Below are 15,138 nucleotides of genomic sequence, written 5' to 3' on the forward strand. Positions count from 1 at the left end.
AGTGCCAAAGCAATCTGACAAAGGGTCTTAAAAGTCCTCTGTGTAGGGGTGTAACGGTTTTATAATTATTTTTTATTGATTTCACGGTTTTAGATAAATATCTTTCTTTTAAAGATACAAAAGGGCTTTTTTCTTAAAATTTAAGTTTCTAGCTCGAAAATACTTTGAAAAATGAGGAGGAATTGATGCATCCCAGTCAGTACCTTCCCCGGGTGATGCCTGAGCCTCTTAAAGCTTTGGTGGATTTAGCCCTTGATATGCGCTGGAACTGGTGTCATTTGTCCGAGCCTCTTTGGCAGTATATAGACCCTGATCTCTGGGCCTGGACCAGAAATCCCTGGTTTATCTTGGGGCGGGTAGAACAGGAGCGGCTGAATAAGTTGGCTGAAGATCCGGGTTTTCTTCGTCTTTTAGACGAGCAGCTAAAAATGCGGGCCGAGGTGGTTACCAAGCCGGGGTGGTTTGAGGAGACCTATGGAAAGGGATCCTTGGGGATCATCGCCTATCTGAGTATGGAATTCGGGCTGGGAGAGTCTTTGCCTATCTATTCGGGAGGGCTGGGTATTTTGGCTGGTGACTACCTCAAGACAGCCAGCGACTTGGGGCTTCCGGTGGTGGGAATAGGCCTTCTATTTCACCAGGGGTATTTCCGGCAGGCCCTGGATGCCAACGGCAATCAGCTGGAGTTTTTCCTCTACAATAACCCCACTATGATGCCCATCACCCCGGTAAGAGACGAGCGAGGAGACTGGTTGAAGATCAAGGTGATGCTGCCTCAAAGGGAGCTTATCCTCAGGGTCTGGGAGGTTAAGGTGGGCCGGGTTAGGCTCTATCTCCTCGATAGCAATGATCCCCTTAATACCCCGGGGGATCGAGGTATCACCGGAAAGCTCTACGAAGGCGGGGAGGAGACCAGGCTTCAACAGGAGATTGTCTTGGGGATTGGGGGGTGGCGCCTGCTTGAGGCCTTGGGGCTCAACTGTGAGATCCTTCACCTTAACGAAGGCCATGTGAGTTTTGCCGTCATTGAAAGGGCCCGATCCTTTATGAAGGCCAATGGCCAGCCCTTTCAGGTGGCTCTGGCCTGTACCCGGGTGGCCAATATCTTTACTACCCATACCCCAGTTTTAGCAGCCTTTGATCGCTACCGGCCCAATATCTTCCTCCCTTATGCCCGTTTCTATGCCCAGATGCTGGAGATCCCCGTTGAGGAATTCATGGCCCTGGGGCGTTCAAACCCCGAGGATCATGAAGAGCCCTTCAATATGGCCTATCTGGCTGTGAGGGGGTGTGGGGTTATTAATGGGGTCAGCCATCTTCATGGCCGGGTGAGCCGACGCATCTTTCAACCTCTTTTTTCTGACTGGCCTCAAAAGGAAGTCCCGGTGGGCTATGTCACCAACGGAATCCACGTCCCTTCCTGGGATTCCAATTATTCTCATCCCATATGGGCCAAGGCATGTGGAGAAGACTTCTGGCTGGGAATCTCGGAGGATTTAGAAGAAAAATTCGCTCAAATAGGAGATGAGGAGCTCTGGGAATTCCGTTGTGCCAGCCGCTTAAGGCTTATTTCTTTTGTCCGGCGGAGGATGATCAAACAGCGCCTAGCCCTGGGGCTAGAGGAAAAGACCTTGGAGCGTTGTCAACACCTGCTTGATCCCAACACCCTGACCATTGGTTTTGCCCGAAGGTTTACGGCCTATAAACGTCCCAACCTCCTCCTTCATGACCCGGATCGTCTGGAGCGACTTCTCACCAACCAGGAACGTCCGGTTCAGCTTATTATTGCCGGCAAGGCCCATCCCGAAGATGAGGAGGGTAAACGGATGATCCGGGCCTGGATCGAGTTTCTCAACCGGCCTCAGATCCAAGGACGGGCGGTCTTCATTGTGGACTATGATATGACGGTGGCCTTTGAGCTCGTTCAAGGGGTTGATCTCTGGATAAACACCCCTCGGCGTCCCTGGGAGGCCTGCGGCACCAGCGGGATGAAGGTTCTGGTAAACGGAGGCCTTAACCTTTCTGTCCTTGATGGCTGGTGGGAGGAGGCTTACAGCCCGGAGGTGGGGTGGGCCCTTCCTCACGTAGATGAAGGCCTGACGCCAGGCGAAGTCGATGCCATCCAGGCCCGGGAGCTCTACCGGCTCCTGGAGGAAGAGATCGTTCCGGCCTTTTATGATCGGGATGACCGGGGAATTCCCACGGCTTGGGTGGCCAAGATTCGGACTAGCATGGCCAAACTGACTCCTAGGTTTTCTTCCAACCGGATGCTTCGGGAGTATACGGAGAAGTTTTATCTTTCCGCGGCCCGGCGCTATCGGGAAAGGGTTGCCGGGGGAGGAGATTTTGGAGTCAGACTCCAGCACTGGCGTCAGCACCTTAAATGCAACTGGTCCAAACTCCACTTCGGGAAACTAGAGGTCCAGCGGACCGACGAGGGCCATCTTTTTCGGGTGCAGGTCTATCTGGGAGAGATGGATCAGGAGGCCGTAAGGGTGGAGCTTTATGCCGAACCTCTACAGGAGGATGGAGAACCAGAGCGTTGGCCTATGAAGGCGGAAAGGCCCCTTTTGGGGTTTGTCAATAGCTATGTTTATTCGGCCCTGGTGAAGACAGATCGGCCGGCAGACCACTACACCCCTCGGATTGTGCCTCACTTCCCTGGAGCCCTCATCCCCTTAGATGACAATCACATCCTCTGGCTGGAGAGAAAACAGTGCCCTCTTTAGTTAACCAGAAGTTTTTTCTAGAAAGCGGACTCTTACCGCCTTACCCGGTCCTCGCGGAAGCTCTCCCCGGTTGAGAAGCTTGACCTCCACGTGAAAGCCCAGGAAATTATAAATTTCCTCCTCCAGGCGCTGCTTAAGGCTTTCATCGAGTCGGGAGGACTCTACACTGACCTCCACTTGATCTTTACCAGCCACCTTACCAATGGTGATGAGGTAGTTGGGAAGTATTTCTGGGTGTCTCATGAGGATCTCTTCTATCTGGCGAGGGTAGAAATTTACCCCCTTGACCTTGAGCATGTCGTCGGTGCGACCCTTTATGCGGGCAATTCGCAGGTGGGTGCGACCACAGGCACACCGACTTCGAGAAAGAACCCGGGTGATATCCCGGGTGCGGTAGCGAATGAGGGGAAGTCCTTCTCTGGTGAGGGTGGTGACGACCATTTCTCCCTCGGTTCCATTGGGGACCACCTCTCCGGTTTCTGGGTCGATGATCTCCACCAGATAGTGATCCTCCCAGACGTGAATGCCAGAGTGATCCTGACAGTCTATTCCCAGCCCCACTCCGCCGGTTTCGGTCATCCCGATGATATCGAAGGTCTCAATACCCATTTCTTTTTCGATAAAGGTCCGCATTTCGTCACTCCAGACCTCGGCCCCGAAGATTCCCACCCTTAGCTTGGTCTGCCGAAAGTCGAAGCCCTCTTCCCGAGCGACCTCGATGATCCTTAAAGGGTAGGAGGAAATGCCGGCTAAGGCCGTGGTACCGAAGTCTTTCATAAACTTGAGCTGCATTAGAGTGCGCCCCGGACCAATGGGGATGACAAAGCAGCCGATCCTTTCCGCCCCATAATGAAACCCAAAACCCCCGTTGAAGAGGCCAAAGCCTGGGGTGATCTGAAGGATATCCCGATGGGTGAGTCCGGCAGCGGAGAGACAGCGGGCCATGATTTCTGACCACTGTTCTACATCGGTGCGGGTAAAGGGGTTGATCACCGGAGTCCCCGTTGTCCCTGAAGACATGTGAAAACGGACAAACTCATCCTTGTGGCCGCAGGCCAGGCCAAAGGGATAGGCCTCCCGGAGATCATCTTTGGTTAAGAAGGGAAACTGCTGGATATCCTTTAAAGAACCGATATCTTCAGGCTCCGGAGAGCCAAGTCGCTGGTGATAGGTCGGATTTTTCTCCTTTATATGGGCCAAAACACAGCGGAGCCGTTTGAGCTGAAGACCTTCGAGCTCTTGGCGGCTGAGGCACTCTAGACGTTGTTGATACACCATGACCTCCCTTAGCCTTGGGCCCTCTCCATGGCCCGCTTGAATCCTTCTCGAGAACGCTCAATGACCGATTCCTCCACGCAGAAGGCCAGCCTCATATGTCCTGGAGCCCCAAATCCCCGCCCGGGAACGGCCAGAATTTTCTCTTCGGCCAGCAGGCGGCAGAAGGCCACGTCGTCTTCCAGTGGGGTTCGGGGAAAGACATAAAAGGCCCCCCGGGGGACAACGAACTGGTAGCCAGCCTCTCGAAGAATCTCACAAAAAAGATCCCTCCGGCGCTGATATATGCCCACATCTACACTGGCTTCTGGACAACGAGCCACCGCCCGCTGCATGAGGGCCGGGGCGTTCACGAACCCCAAGATACGGTTGGCCAGAATGAAGGCAGCCATAAGTTCTGCCACCCCCTCAGCCTCGGGGTTAAGGGCCAGGTAACCCAGGCGCTCTCCCGGAATGGAGATTTCCTTGGAGAAACTGTTTATGACAATGGTTTGGGGATAAAGGGGGAAAAGGGCCGGGGGACTCTGGCCATCAAAGGTGAGACGACGATAGGGTTCGTCAGAGATAAGAAAGATGGGACGGCCCTGCCTTTTGCTGGCGGCCGTAAGGAGTTCGGCCAGGCCCTTTAACTCTTCTAGATCATAGACCTGACCGGTGGGATTGTGGGGTGAGTTGATCAGCACGGCTCTGGTTCTGGGGCCAAGGGCCTTCTCCAGGGCCTCAAGGTCTAGATGAAAGTCGGCCTTGCTGGGCACCGGTATCGGACGTCCCTGGTGGTTTTCCACGTAAAAGCGGTACTCCACAAAGAATGGTGAGGGAAAGATGACCTCGTCTCCCGGCTCCAAGATGGCCTTGAAAACTACATTAAGGGCCCCGGCAGCCCCACAGGTCATGACAATGTTCTCGGCCGGGGTCTCCACTCCTTGTTCTTTTGAGACCCTTCGGGCCATAGTTTCCCGGACAAAGGGATAGCCGGCGTTGGGCATATAACCATGAACACCCGGGCTCTCTTCCTCGGCGGCCGCCTTAAGGGCCTGAAGGAAATCTTCTGGAGGGCTTACATCTGGATTGCCCAGACTGAAGTCGCAGACAGCTTCAGGACCATACTGGCTCTTCAGTCGGGCCCCTTCCTCAAACATTTTGCGGATCCAGGAAGAGGCTTCCAGATAGCCGGCGATCTGTTGTGAAAGGACCATGAAGACCTCCTTTTGGCTTTAAGCAAAAGCCTTTACTCATGGTAGTGGAGATTGTCAATGGAGTCCTTGTTTTTGACCGCTCTTGTGCTAAGTTTTGGGCCATTATGGATCTTTTGCTCTTTCGGGCGGCCTTAATTGCCTATCTTTTGGCCACTGCCGGCCACTTGGTCTATATCCTTACCTTACGAAAGGATGCCGCCCGGGTGGCCAATGGGGTCTTGGTCGGGGGGTTCCTTTTTCATACTGCCTCGCTGGCTGTCCGCTGGTCGGAGGCCGGCTATCCTCCCATTACCAACCCTCACGAGGCCTTTTCCTTCTTCAGCTGGGCCTTGGTGTGGGCCTATGGTCTGCTTTATCTCCGTTTTAGACTCCCGGTGCTGGGGGCCTTTGTTATCCCCATTGTCACCCTCTTTATGATTCTTTCCTCTTTGGCCCCGGCCGAGATCCTTCCCCTGCCTCCGGCCTTAAAAAGTCTTTGGCTTCCGGTTCATGCCTTCATTTCTCTGCTGGGGCATGCCTTTATGGCCCTGGCCTTTGCCTCAGCGGTGATGTACCTTCTGCAGGAAAGGGAGATCAAAAAGAAAAAACTGGGGGCCATTTTCAAAAGACTCCCTTCCTTAGACACCCTGGATGCCATAAACTACTGGTCCCTGAAGATCGGCTTTCCCTTTATGACTCTAGGAATTATCACTGGTAGCCTTTGGGCCGAAAAGGCATGGGGGGCCTATTGGAGCTGGGACCCAAAGGAGACCTGGAGCCTGATTACCTGGTTCCTCTATGCCGCCCTGCTTCATGAGCGTCTGGCTGTTGGCTGGCGGGGGCGCCGGGCGGCTATTCTCTCGGTAGTGGGATTCATGGCCCTTATCTTTACCTTCTTGGGGGTAAACTTCCTCTTGGGAGGAGAACATTCCTATGGCCGCTGGCCAGGCTAAGCCAGATATTGCCCTCTTGGGGCTAAACCATCGGACCGCTCCTATAGAGGTTCGAGAACGTCTGGCCTTCGCCCATTGTGAGGCCCCGCCACTTGAGCTCTTGCGGCGCCTTTCCAGGATCCAAGAAGTCATTTTTCTTTCTACCTGTAATCGGGTGGAGGTCATCTTTACCTCTTCTTCTCCCCAAGAGGCCGCCGAAGAGATAAAAGACCTTTTCGCCTCGGCCAATAAAGTCTCCCGGGAACTTTTTGAATCCTGCCTTTATTTTCTTAAAGGAAGGGAGGCCATTCGTCATGTCTTCCGGGTGGCCTCGAGTCTGGACTCTATGGTTTTAGGAGAGCCTCAGATCCTGGGCCAGCTAAAAGAAGCCTATCGGGCCGCCGCTAACCACCGGACTACCGGGGTCATCCTCAATCGTCTAATGCACAAGACTTTTTTTGTGGCCAAACGGGTTCGCACCGAGACCGGCATAGCCAGTCATGCTGTCTCCATCAGTTATGCGGCTGTAGAGCTGGCCCGAAAGATCTTTGGCGACCTGTCGGGCAAGACTTCTCTGCTCATTGGTGCTGGAGAGATGGCCGAGCTGGCTGCCCAGCACCTCCTCACCCAGGGAGTCTCAAATATTACCGTGGCCAACCGGACTTTCGAGCGAGCGGTTGAGTTGGCCCAGCGTTTCCAGGGGCAGCCGGCCCGGCTAGAGGAAGTTCCCGATTGGCTCCTTAAGGTAGATATTGTCATCAGCTCCACCGGGGCCCCGGGTTATATAATCACTTACGATCAGGTAAAGGGAATAATGCGCCCCCGACGAATGCGGCCGCTCTTTTTCATCGATATAGCTGTCCCCCGGGATATCGAGCCCGAGGTTAACCGAATAGACAACGTCTATGTCTATGACATAGACGACCTTAAAACCGTGGTCGAAGAAAATCGCAGTCAGCGAGAAAAAGAAGCCTTAAGGGCGGAAAGAATCATTGAGGAAGAGATCCTCAAATTTTATGCCTGGCTTGAAGGCCTGGATGTGGTCCCGACTATAAAATCCATCCGGGCCAAAGCTGAGGAAATTAGAAAGCGGGAGCTGGCCAAGACTTTGGCCCACATAGGGGATCAGCTTTCTCCGGAGCAGGTCAAGGCCATTGAAGTTCTCACCTGCTCCATTGTCAACAAAATCCTCCATGATCCTATTATCTTTCTTAAAAACCGCTACCACCAAGACGGTAGCCTGGTGGTAGATATGGCCCGAAAGCTTTTCAACCTAAATGGCGACCAACCCCTCAAACCTCTCCCCCCTCTGGTTCGCCTCAAAGGCCAGGATGAAGAGGAGATCGATCGTCCGGGTTAACTAAAACGGTATATCTTCTTCGGGGGCTGAGAGATCCACAGAAGGTTCGGCCTGGACTTCTGGGGTTGAGCCCCGGGAGTCCAGCATCTGCATGGCTGTGGCTACAATCTCGGTGGTGTACCTTTTGACTCCCTCGCGGTCTTCCCAGGATCTGGTCTGGAGTCTCCCTTCAATATAGACCTGCCGACCCTTGGAGAGATATTCTCCACAAATCTCGGCCAGCTTGCCAAAGGCTACGATTCGGTGCCACTCGGTGCGCTCCTCACGCTGGCCGTTTTTCCCCGTCCAGGTTTCATTGGTGGCCAAGCGGAAGGTAGCCACTGGCGTACCATCGGCCGTGTATCTGATCTCCGGATCTGCCCCTAGATGGCCGATGAGAATGACCTTGTTTACACTACCTCTACCCATGGGGTGGGCCTCCTTTAGCCGAAGGATGAACCAACGTTACCACAGGGGAGCCGGCCTGCAAGATCATTGACCAGAAGGGCTAGAGATACCTAACTTTTGGATGAAAAACTTGGAGGAAGGGGGTGATTATGGTGCCGGTTGTCGTTCAACCCCAGGAGATAAAGGATTTTGATGTCGATGAGCTGGCTATTAGGGTCTTCCTTAAGGCCCTTGAGTTGTTAGGGGGGCCTCGTAAGCTCATTCTCTATCGCAACCTTACTTGGCTGACTAGCCTGATGGAGGCCGCCTATGCCGTGGTTTTGGCTGAGGAGGCCCTTAAGACAGAAGACGATATTGCTGAATTTCTCGGGCTCACCCGTCAAACGGTACGTAACATTCTTCGGGCTGACCCAGAGCTGGTGATGAAAAAGCTCTCCGGAGAGCTGGAGGAACGAGGTCTTAAGGCCCATACTGCGGGAGGATTGGCCAAACTGGCCTATGAGGAGATAAAGAAGGGGAATGAGGCCCTGGTTTTCTTCTCTCAGGTGATTCGGGAGGGCGGCAAGATTCTGGGGATTGGTTGGCCGGCAGAGGTGCTGGCCCGAATAAAGGGGCTTGACTTCCCCCTCCCCAGTGCCCTTGTCTCTGAGCGACTAAGGGGTTTGATAGTTAAAGAAAGAGACCTTGGGGAGTTGGTGGCTGCCCTGGGGCCAGAGATCAGGAACCCTCGTGAACTCCTTCATCTCCTGGCCGAAAAGTTAAGGGAGGAGACCTGATTCAGGCCCGATGAAGAGAGAGCTTGTAAAGTGATGTTTATTCTTTATGTGACTTCGGGGGGGCGAGATCTAGCCGAGAGACTGGCCTTACAGGCAGAAGAGGCCAGGGTTTTACCCTACAGTGAAGGAGCGGTTGCTGAGGCCTTTGGACGGAAGAGTCCCCTTGTATTTATCGGGGCTCTGGGGATTGCTGTTCGGGCCATCGCCCCCTATCTAAGGGATAAATATCGGGATCCACCGGTAGTAGTTATAGATGAGGCGGGCCGTTTTGTTATCAGCCTGGTCTCTGGCCACCTGGGTGGGGGAAACGAGCTGGCCCAGGATCTGGCTGCCTATCTTAAGGCCATACCTGTAGTGACAACAGCCTCTGATGTCCGGGGGCTTCCGGCCCTAGATGTCTGGGCCCGTTCTCAGGGATTGGTAGTAGAGAACTGGTGGGCCATGCGTCGGGCCCAGGCCCTTTTGGTCCAGAAAAGATCCCTTTTGGTTTATAAAGAGATCTCTGGTCTGGAGCTTCCCCTGGGGCTTGAGCCGACGGCCTGGCCAGAGACAGCCCAGGTGATCATCTCCTTCCGTCCCGGCCTGGGACGGTCCCAGGCCCTGAGACTCTATGCCAAGGTTTTGGCTATTGGTGTGGGGGTTAACCGGGGTACCCGGGCCGAGGAGGTGATCGAGGCCATTGAGACGGTCTTTCGGGAGCATGATCTCTGTCTGGCCTCAGCCGCTGTTATGGCCTCGGCCTGGGTTAAAAAAGATGAGCCAGGTCTCTATGAGGCAGCCCGGGCCCTTGATCTACCAATTAAGTTTTTCTCTCGGGAGGAGATTGTCTCTGTCCCCGTTAAGAAGCCCTCAGCAGCGGTAGTCGCCGCCATTGGAGTGCCAGCGGTGGCTGAACCCTGTGCCCTTTTAGCCAGTGGGGCTAAGGAGATACTGGTGCCTAAAGTCAAAAAGGGAAACGTCACCGTGGCCGTAGCCCGATCCTCCAGCCCCCTTCTTGCCAGATCCGCCGGTCTCTAATAACTTGGCCTTCATGGCGGGTAAGATTTACGTTGTTGGTTTAGGCCCTGGTTCGGAGATGGAAATGACCTGTGAGGCTCAGGAGGCCTTGAGACGGGCGGAGGTTATTGTGGGTTACCATACCTATCTCCGGCTTATCCCGGGCTACTTAAAGGGCAAGGAAGTCTTCGGTAGCGGTATGCGTCAGGAAATCGTTCGTTGTCGCCGGGCCCTTGAGCTGGCCGCCTCGGGACGGACGGTAGCTGTAGTCTCAAGCGGAGACCCTGGAGTCTACGGTATGGCCGGTCTTGTCCTTGAGCTGATAGCCCAGCAGGGGCCAGAGGTGGAGGTGGAGGTTGTGGCCGGGGTTCCGGCCCTTTCTTTCTGTGCCGCCCGTCTTGGAGCCCCTTTAATGCACGACTTTGCGGTAATCTCTCTCTCTGATCTGCTCACCCCCTGGGAGCTTATTCTGCGTCGTATCGAGGCGGCAGCGGCGGCCGACTTTGTCATTGTCATTTATAATCCCCGAAGCAGTAAGCGACAGAGACATCTTCTTGAGGCCCGGGAGCAAATTCTGCGTCATCGCTCACCTCAGACCCCGGTAGGTTTGGTGCGGGCGGCAGGAAGACCAGCGGAGGAGGTCTCCATTTGTACCCTGGAGGGGCTTGAGCCAGAACAGGTGGACATGCAGACTACTCTTATCGTGGGAAACTCTCAGACTTTTGTCTGGAAGGGGCGAATGATCACTCCTCGTGGCTACCGACTGCCATCTTGAGACTAATCAAAGTAGACAGAAAGAGTCAGGTCCTAAAGAAACCAGACTTTAAGTGTCTTAGGGGAATTCCGACCATAAACATCACCCGGGGGTGCTGGCACCGCTGTGTTTATTGTTATGCTCGCTCTTTTCCCCAGACTCCAAGCTCTGAGGTCTGGCTCTATCAGAATCTTCCCCAGCGCCTGAGAGAAGAGCTGAGGGCCGGCTTGAGAAGAGGGACTCTTCCGGCCTGGGTAGCCTTTTCTACGGCTTCAGACTGCTTTCAGCCCCTGGCGCCTGTCTTGGATGTCTGCTACCAGACTATGGCCCTCCTCCTTGAGAGCGGGGTGGGGGTTTCATTCCTCACCAAGGGGGTGATTCCCCGGAGATTTTTGGAACTCTTTAAGGGCTACCCGGGTAAGGTTTTTGCCCGGATAGGGTTGGTTTCTGTAAGCCATGACTACTGGCGTCTTTTTGAGCCTCGGGCGGCTCCTCCGGCTCAAAGACTGCTTAACCTCGCCAGCCTTGTGGAGGCCGGTCTGGAGGTCTCTGTTCGGATAGATCCTATAATTCCCGGGGTTACTGATCATCCAGAGCGCATGGAACAACTCTTCCGAAGGCTGGCCTCGCTGGGGGTGCGAGAAGTCTCGCTGAGCTATCTGGTTCTAAGGCCAGGGGTCAAACGTCAGATGATTCGGGCCTTGCCTCATCCCCTTTGGAGGGCTATTGAGGTCCACTTTCGAGGCCAACCCTGGCAGAAGGTAATTACTTCGGCCACCACCAAGCTTGTCCGGAAACCCTGGCGTCTCCACAGACTTCGACTCTTTGCGGAGATCGGCCGTTTCTATCACCTAGAGGTTAAAGTCTGCGGCTGCAAGAACCCGGATCTGCCTTTCAGCTCCTGTGATCCCTGGCCAGCCTTAGGTGAATCGCGCCTTCAGCTCGGACTTTTTGATCCCGGAGACCACGTTGACAGGAGCCCCTCCGACCATTAGTAAGATTACTGATGATTCAGATTCCAGATCTTCCTGAAAGAGCTCATAAAATTCTCTGGGCAGTGGTGGAAATATATGTCCAGACAGCCGAGCCGGTGGGATCCCGGGCGGTAGCCAAAAGGCCAGAGATCGGGTGCTCTCCGGCCACCGTGCGAAACATTATGGCCGATCTGGAAGAGCTGGGGCTTCTCTACCAGCCCTATACCTCGGCTGGCCGGGTTCCTACTGAGGCCGGATTTCGTTACTATATTCGCTTTATTCTCCAGTTTCGACGCCTTGATTCAGAAGATCTGGAGACCATCGAAGAGACTCTGAGCAAGCAACCTATTGAAGATATCACCGCCCTTCTTAAGGGGGCTAGTCGCCTTCTTTCCCAGCTCTCCGGCCACACCGCTGTAGTCTTGTCACCCAGGGTGGGGCTTGAGAACCTGCGTCACGTGGAGTTTGTCCGCCTTAAAGAGGGGACCGTTCTGGTCATCTGCGTGGGTGAGGCCGGACAGGTGCAGAACCGACTCATTGAACTAAATGGAGATGTTTCTCAGGAGGGGCTGGATCGCTTTGCCCATTACCTGAATGAAAAGCTTGAACGCCTTTCCCTCCTTGAGGCCCGGGAAGAGATCCTTAAGGAAATGGAGGAAGAAAAGCGCCTCTTTGAGGGCCTCTATCAGGGGCTGGTCTCCTTAAAGGCCGGTGAAGAGCTCATCGTGGAGGGTAGCACCCGCCTTCTTGAGCACCCCGAGTTTAAACGCTTGGAGAAGCTGAGGGCGGTCCTCAAGGCCCTGGAGGAGAAGACGGTCCTTATTGAGATTCTGGACAAATGTTTTGCTGCTAAAGGGGTTCAGATTTTCATCGGTTCTGAAAGTAGCCTCGGAGACCTTAAAGACATCGGACTTATTGTCTCCCCTTACCGCAAGAGTGACCATCCGGTAGGGTCCCTGGGCATTTTAGGCCCCATGCGTATGGACTATGCCCGGGTGGTCCCCTTGGTAGAACATACGGCCAAGGTTTTAAGCCGCCTTCTGGACAAAGTTGCCCTCTAGTCTTAACTTTTTTGCCGGCTCAAAAAAAGAGCTTTTGGAGGCCCAAGGGCAGAAGATAGCGTTTAAAAATGGGTAAGGTATATCATCTTTTTAGGAAAGGACCACCAGCTATGAGCGAGGTTAAAAAAGAAAACCATCAAGAAAAAGAAAAGGAATCTCTACAGGGGCAGACTGAAGCCCATCCTGAGGCCGGGGAACAGAGCTTAGAGGAACAGCTCAAAGCGGCCCAGCTGGAGGCCAAAAGATACTATGATCAAATGCTCCGCCTGGCCGCTGAGCTGGAAAACTTTAAAAAACAGGTTCGCCGCGAGAAGGAGGAGTATGCCAAGTATGCCCTGGAGGGGTTTGTCAGGGAGCTTTTGCCTTTTGTGGATAATCTTGAGCGGGCCCTGGAGCATGCTCAAAGACAGGCCGATGTGGAAAGTCTTATCCAGGGGATTGAGCTTACCTTAAAGGGATTTCTTAAGACCTTAGAGAAGTTTGGTCTTACCCAGTTTGAGGCCGTGGTGGGTGAGACCTTCAATCCGGAGATCCACGAGGCCTTAATGGTGGAAGAAACCCATGAGCACGAAGAAGGGGCGGTGGTCAAGGGCCTGCAGAAGGGTTATCGTTTGCATGAGAGGGTCTTAAGGCCCGCTCTGGTAGTGGTAGCCAAGAAACCAAAAGAAGATCAACCCTCCCAGAAAGATTAAATCTGGGGGTGAAGAATTTTGCTGAGTTTAGGAGGAGATAAAGATGACTGAGAAGAAAGATCTTCATAAGGCAATAGGTATAGATCTGGGAACCACGAACTCCTGTGTGGCCATGATGGAGGGGGGAGAGCCCAAGGTAATTGTCAACCAGGAGGGCCAGAGGACAACTCCCTCGGTGGTGGCCTTTACTGAGAGCGGTGAGATTCTGGTAGGGCTTTTGGCCAAACGTCAGGCCATTACCAACCCGGAGAATACCATTTTTGGGATCAAACGCCTCATGGGGCGGAAGTTCAACGACCCCATGGTCCAGGAATGGATGAAGAGGGTCCCTTACAAGATCGTTGAGGCCCCTAATGGCGATGCCCACGTGGAGGTCCGCGGTAAGCGCTACAGTCCTCCTGAGATCTCGGCCATGATCCTCCGCAAAATGAAGCAGACCGCCGAAGACTATATCGGCCAGGAGGTTAAAGAGGCCGTTATCACGGTGCCGGCCTATTTTGATGACTCCCAGCGGCAGGCCACCAAAGATGCCGGTCGTATCGCCGGCATTAATGTCCTGCGGATCATCAACGAACCCACAGCGGCCTGTCTGGCTTACGGACTGGACAAAAAGAAAGAGGGACGGATTGCGGTGTTTGATCTCGGAGGCGGTACCTTTGATATCTCCATCCTGGAGATTGGGGAAGGGGTCTTTGAGGTTAAATCAACCTCTGGAGACACCTTCTTGGGTGGAGAAGACTTTGACATGCGTCTGGTGGACTACATCGCCCAGGAGTTCCAAAAGGAGCACGGTATAGACCTCCGACAGGATCGGATGGCCCTTCAGCGTCTGAAGGAGGCTGCTGAAAAGGCCAAGATCGAACTTTCCACGGCGATGGAGACCGAAATTAATCTGCCCTTTATTACTGCCGACACCAGTGGTCCCAAACACCTGGTGATGAAGATTACCCGGGCCAAACTGGAGAGCCTGGTAGAGGATCTTATTGCCAAACTTGAGCCCCCTTGCCGCCAGGCCTTAAGCGATGCTGGTCTTACCCCCCAGGATATCGATGAGGTGATTCTGGTAGGTGGTATGACCCGGATGCCCCGGGTGCAGCAAAAGGTCAAGGAAATCTTTGGTCGCGAGCCAGCCAAGGGGGTCAATCCCGATGAGGTGGTGGCCATGGGGGCGGCTATTCAGGCCGGGGTCCTAAAGGGAGAGGTCAAAGATGTTCTCCTTCTTGACGTGACCCCGCTTTCTCTGGGTATTGAGACTCTGGGTGGAGTCTTTACGGTGATAATCCCTCGGGGCACAACTATTCCCACCCGCAAGAGTCAGATTTTCACCACTGCGGCCGACAACCAGACCTCAGTGACAGTGCACGTTCTTCAAGGAGAGCGGCCTATGGCCGCTGATAATAAGAGTATTGGCCGCTTTGATCTGGTGGGTATCCCTCCGGCTCCTCGGGGGGTGCCTCAGATCGAGGTTACCTTTGACATCGATGCTGATGGTATCCTCCACGTGACAGCCAAGGATCTAGCCACAGGCAAGGAGCAGTCTATTGTCATTAGGCCCTCCTCAGGGCTTACGGAGGAGGAGATCGAGCGAATGGTCAAAGAGGCCGAGGCCCATGCCGAGGAGGATCGTCGCAAGCGCGAACTTATCGAGGCCCGTAACCAGGCCGACACCCTTATCTACTCCACAGAAAAATCTCTTCAGGAGTTGGGCGACAAGGTTGATCCCGCCCTGCGCCAGGAGATCGAAGAGAAAATCAAGGAGCTCCGTCAGGCCATGGAGGGTAATGATCCGGCAGCTATCCGTCAGGCCTCTGAGGCCCTGACCAGAAGCAGTCATCGCTTGGCGGAAATGATCTACCAGAAGACAGCTCAAGCCGGTGGAGGTGCTCAGGCTGGAGGCCCTCAGGCCGGAGAGTCGGCTGCCGGAGGTCAATCTGGTGGCCAGTCTGGAGGTGATGAGGTCATTGACGCTGACTTTGAAGAAATGAAATAATCTTTTCAGAGGCAGGGCTTTGGGCCCTGCCTTTTGT

At 54.2% G+C, this 15,138-nt stretch carries 13 protein-coding genes; 10 read left to right on the plus strand and 3 right to left on the minus strand.

The features are described 5' to 3' along the window. Window positions 1-185 precede the first annotated feature (185 nt). Complete coding sequence (gene glgP, locus G4V39_RS09040) at window positions 186-2,729, plus strand: alpha-glucan family phosphorylase (RefSeq protein ID WP_166032622.1); 2,544 nt, start codon at window positions 186-188, stop codon at window positions 2,727-2,729. On the opposite strand, the gene G4V39_RS09045 is transcribed toward glgP, so the two are convergent. Further along, the gene (locus G4V39_RS09045; protein WP_220126116.1) at window positions 2,730-4,007 is read right to left on the minus strand and encodes a phenylacetate--CoA ligase family protein; all 1,278 of its coding nucleotides are present in this window, start codon (window positions 4,005-4,007) and stop codon (window positions 2,730-2,732) included. Window positions 4,008-4,015: 8 nt separating this feature from the next. After that, entirely contained in the window at window positions 4,016-5,200 is a 1,185-nt protein-coding gene (locus tag G4V39_RS09050) for a pyridoxal phosphate-dependent aminotransferase (RefSeq protein ID WP_166032623.1), read from the minus strand. A 38-nt stretch (window positions 5,201-5,238) separates the two neighbouring features. On the opposite strand from G4V39_RS09050, the gene ccsB reads away from it, so the two are divergent. Continuing rightward, complete coding sequence (gene ccsB / locus G4V39_RS09055; RefSeq protein ID WP_210412082.1) at window positions 5,239-6,132, plus strand: c-type cytochrome biogenesis protein CcsB; 894 nt, start codon at window positions 5,239-5,241, stop codon at window positions 6,130-6,132. Continuing rightward, window positions 6,113-7,471 carry a glutamyl-tRNA reductase gene (gene hemA / locus G4V39_RS09060; protein ID WP_166032624.1) on the plus strand — a complete coding sequence of 453 codons (1,359 nt, stop codon included), beginning with the start codon at window positions 6,113-6,115 and terminating at the stop codon, window positions 7,469-7,471. Before ccsB ends, hemA begins: the two co-directional genes overlap by 20 nt. On the opposite strand, the gene G4V39_RS09065 is transcribed toward hemA, so the two are convergent. Continuing rightward, a complete protein-coding gene (locus G4V39_RS09065; RefSeq protein WP_166032625.1) occupies window positions 7,472-7,879 on the minus strand; it encodes a single-stranded DNA-binding protein in 408 nt (135 codons plus the stop codon). A gap of 128 nt (window positions 7,880-8,007) precedes the next feature. Between G4V39_RS09065 and G4V39_RS09070 the strand changes: the two genes are divergently transcribed. The 7 genes from G4V39_RS09070 (at window position 8,008) to dnaK (ending at window position 15,101) form a co-directional block, all read left to right on the plus strand. Continuing rightward, window positions 8,008-8,634, plus strand: a complete 627-nt coding sequence (locus tag G4V39_RS09070) for a bacterio-opsin activator (RefSeq protein WP_166032626.1) — start codon at window positions 8,008-8,010, stop codon at window positions 8,632-8,634. A gap of 33 nt (window positions 8,635-8,667) precedes the next feature. After that, a complete protein-coding gene (locus tag G4V39_RS09075) occupies window positions 8,668-9,651 on the plus strand; it encodes a cobalt-precorrin 5A hydrolase (RefSeq protein ID WP_181494249.1) in 984 nt (327 codons plus the stop codon). A gap of 13 nt (window positions 9,652-9,664) precedes the next feature. Continuing rightward, window positions 9,665-10,405 (plus strand): precorrin-3B C(17)-methyltransferase, encoded by a 741-nt coding sequence (gene cobJ / locus G4V39_RS09080; protein ID WP_166032628.1) that lies wholly within the window; start codon window positions 9,665-9,667, stop codon window positions 10,403-10,405. Further along, window positions 10,402-11,379 carry an SPL family radical SAM protein gene (locus G4V39_RS09085; protein ID WP_166032629.1) on the plus strand — a complete coding sequence of 326 codons (978 nt, stop codon included), beginning with the start codon at window positions 10,402-10,404 and terminating at the stop codon, window positions 11,377-11,379. The genes cobJ and G4V39_RS09085 overlap by 4 nt, the downstream gene beginning before the upstream one ends. 11 nt (window positions 11,380-11,390) lie before the next feature. Further along, window positions 11,391-12,419 carry a heat-inducible transcriptional repressor HrcA gene (hrcA, locus tag G4V39_RS09090; protein WP_166032630.1) on the plus strand — a complete coding sequence of 343 codons (1,029 nt, stop codon included), beginning with the start codon at window positions 11,391-11,393 and terminating at the stop codon, window positions 12,417-12,419. A 110-nt stretch (window positions 12,420-12,529) separates the two neighbouring features. Continuing rightward, window positions 12,530-13,111, plus strand: coding sequence for a nucleotide exchange factor GrpE (grpE, locus tag G4V39_RS09095; RefSeq protein WP_246169658.1), 582 nt, complete (start codon window positions 12,530-12,532; stop codon window positions 13,109-13,111). Window positions 13,112-13,154: 43 nt separating this feature from the next. Next, window positions 13,155-15,101: a molecular chaperone DnaK gene (gene dnaK / locus G4V39_RS09100; protein WP_166032632.1), complete on the plus strand. Its 1,947-nt coding sequence runs from the start codon at window positions 13,155-13,157 to the stop codon at window positions 15,099-15,101. Window positions 15,102-15,138: the final 37 nt, after the last annotated feature.

This window comes from Thermosulfuriphilus ammonigenes (genome assembly GCF_011207455.1).
GTDB classification, from domain to species: domain Bacteria; phylum Desulfobacterota; class Thermodesulfobacteria; order Thermodesulfobacteriales; family ST65; genus Thermosulfuriphilus; species Thermosulfuriphilus ammonigenes.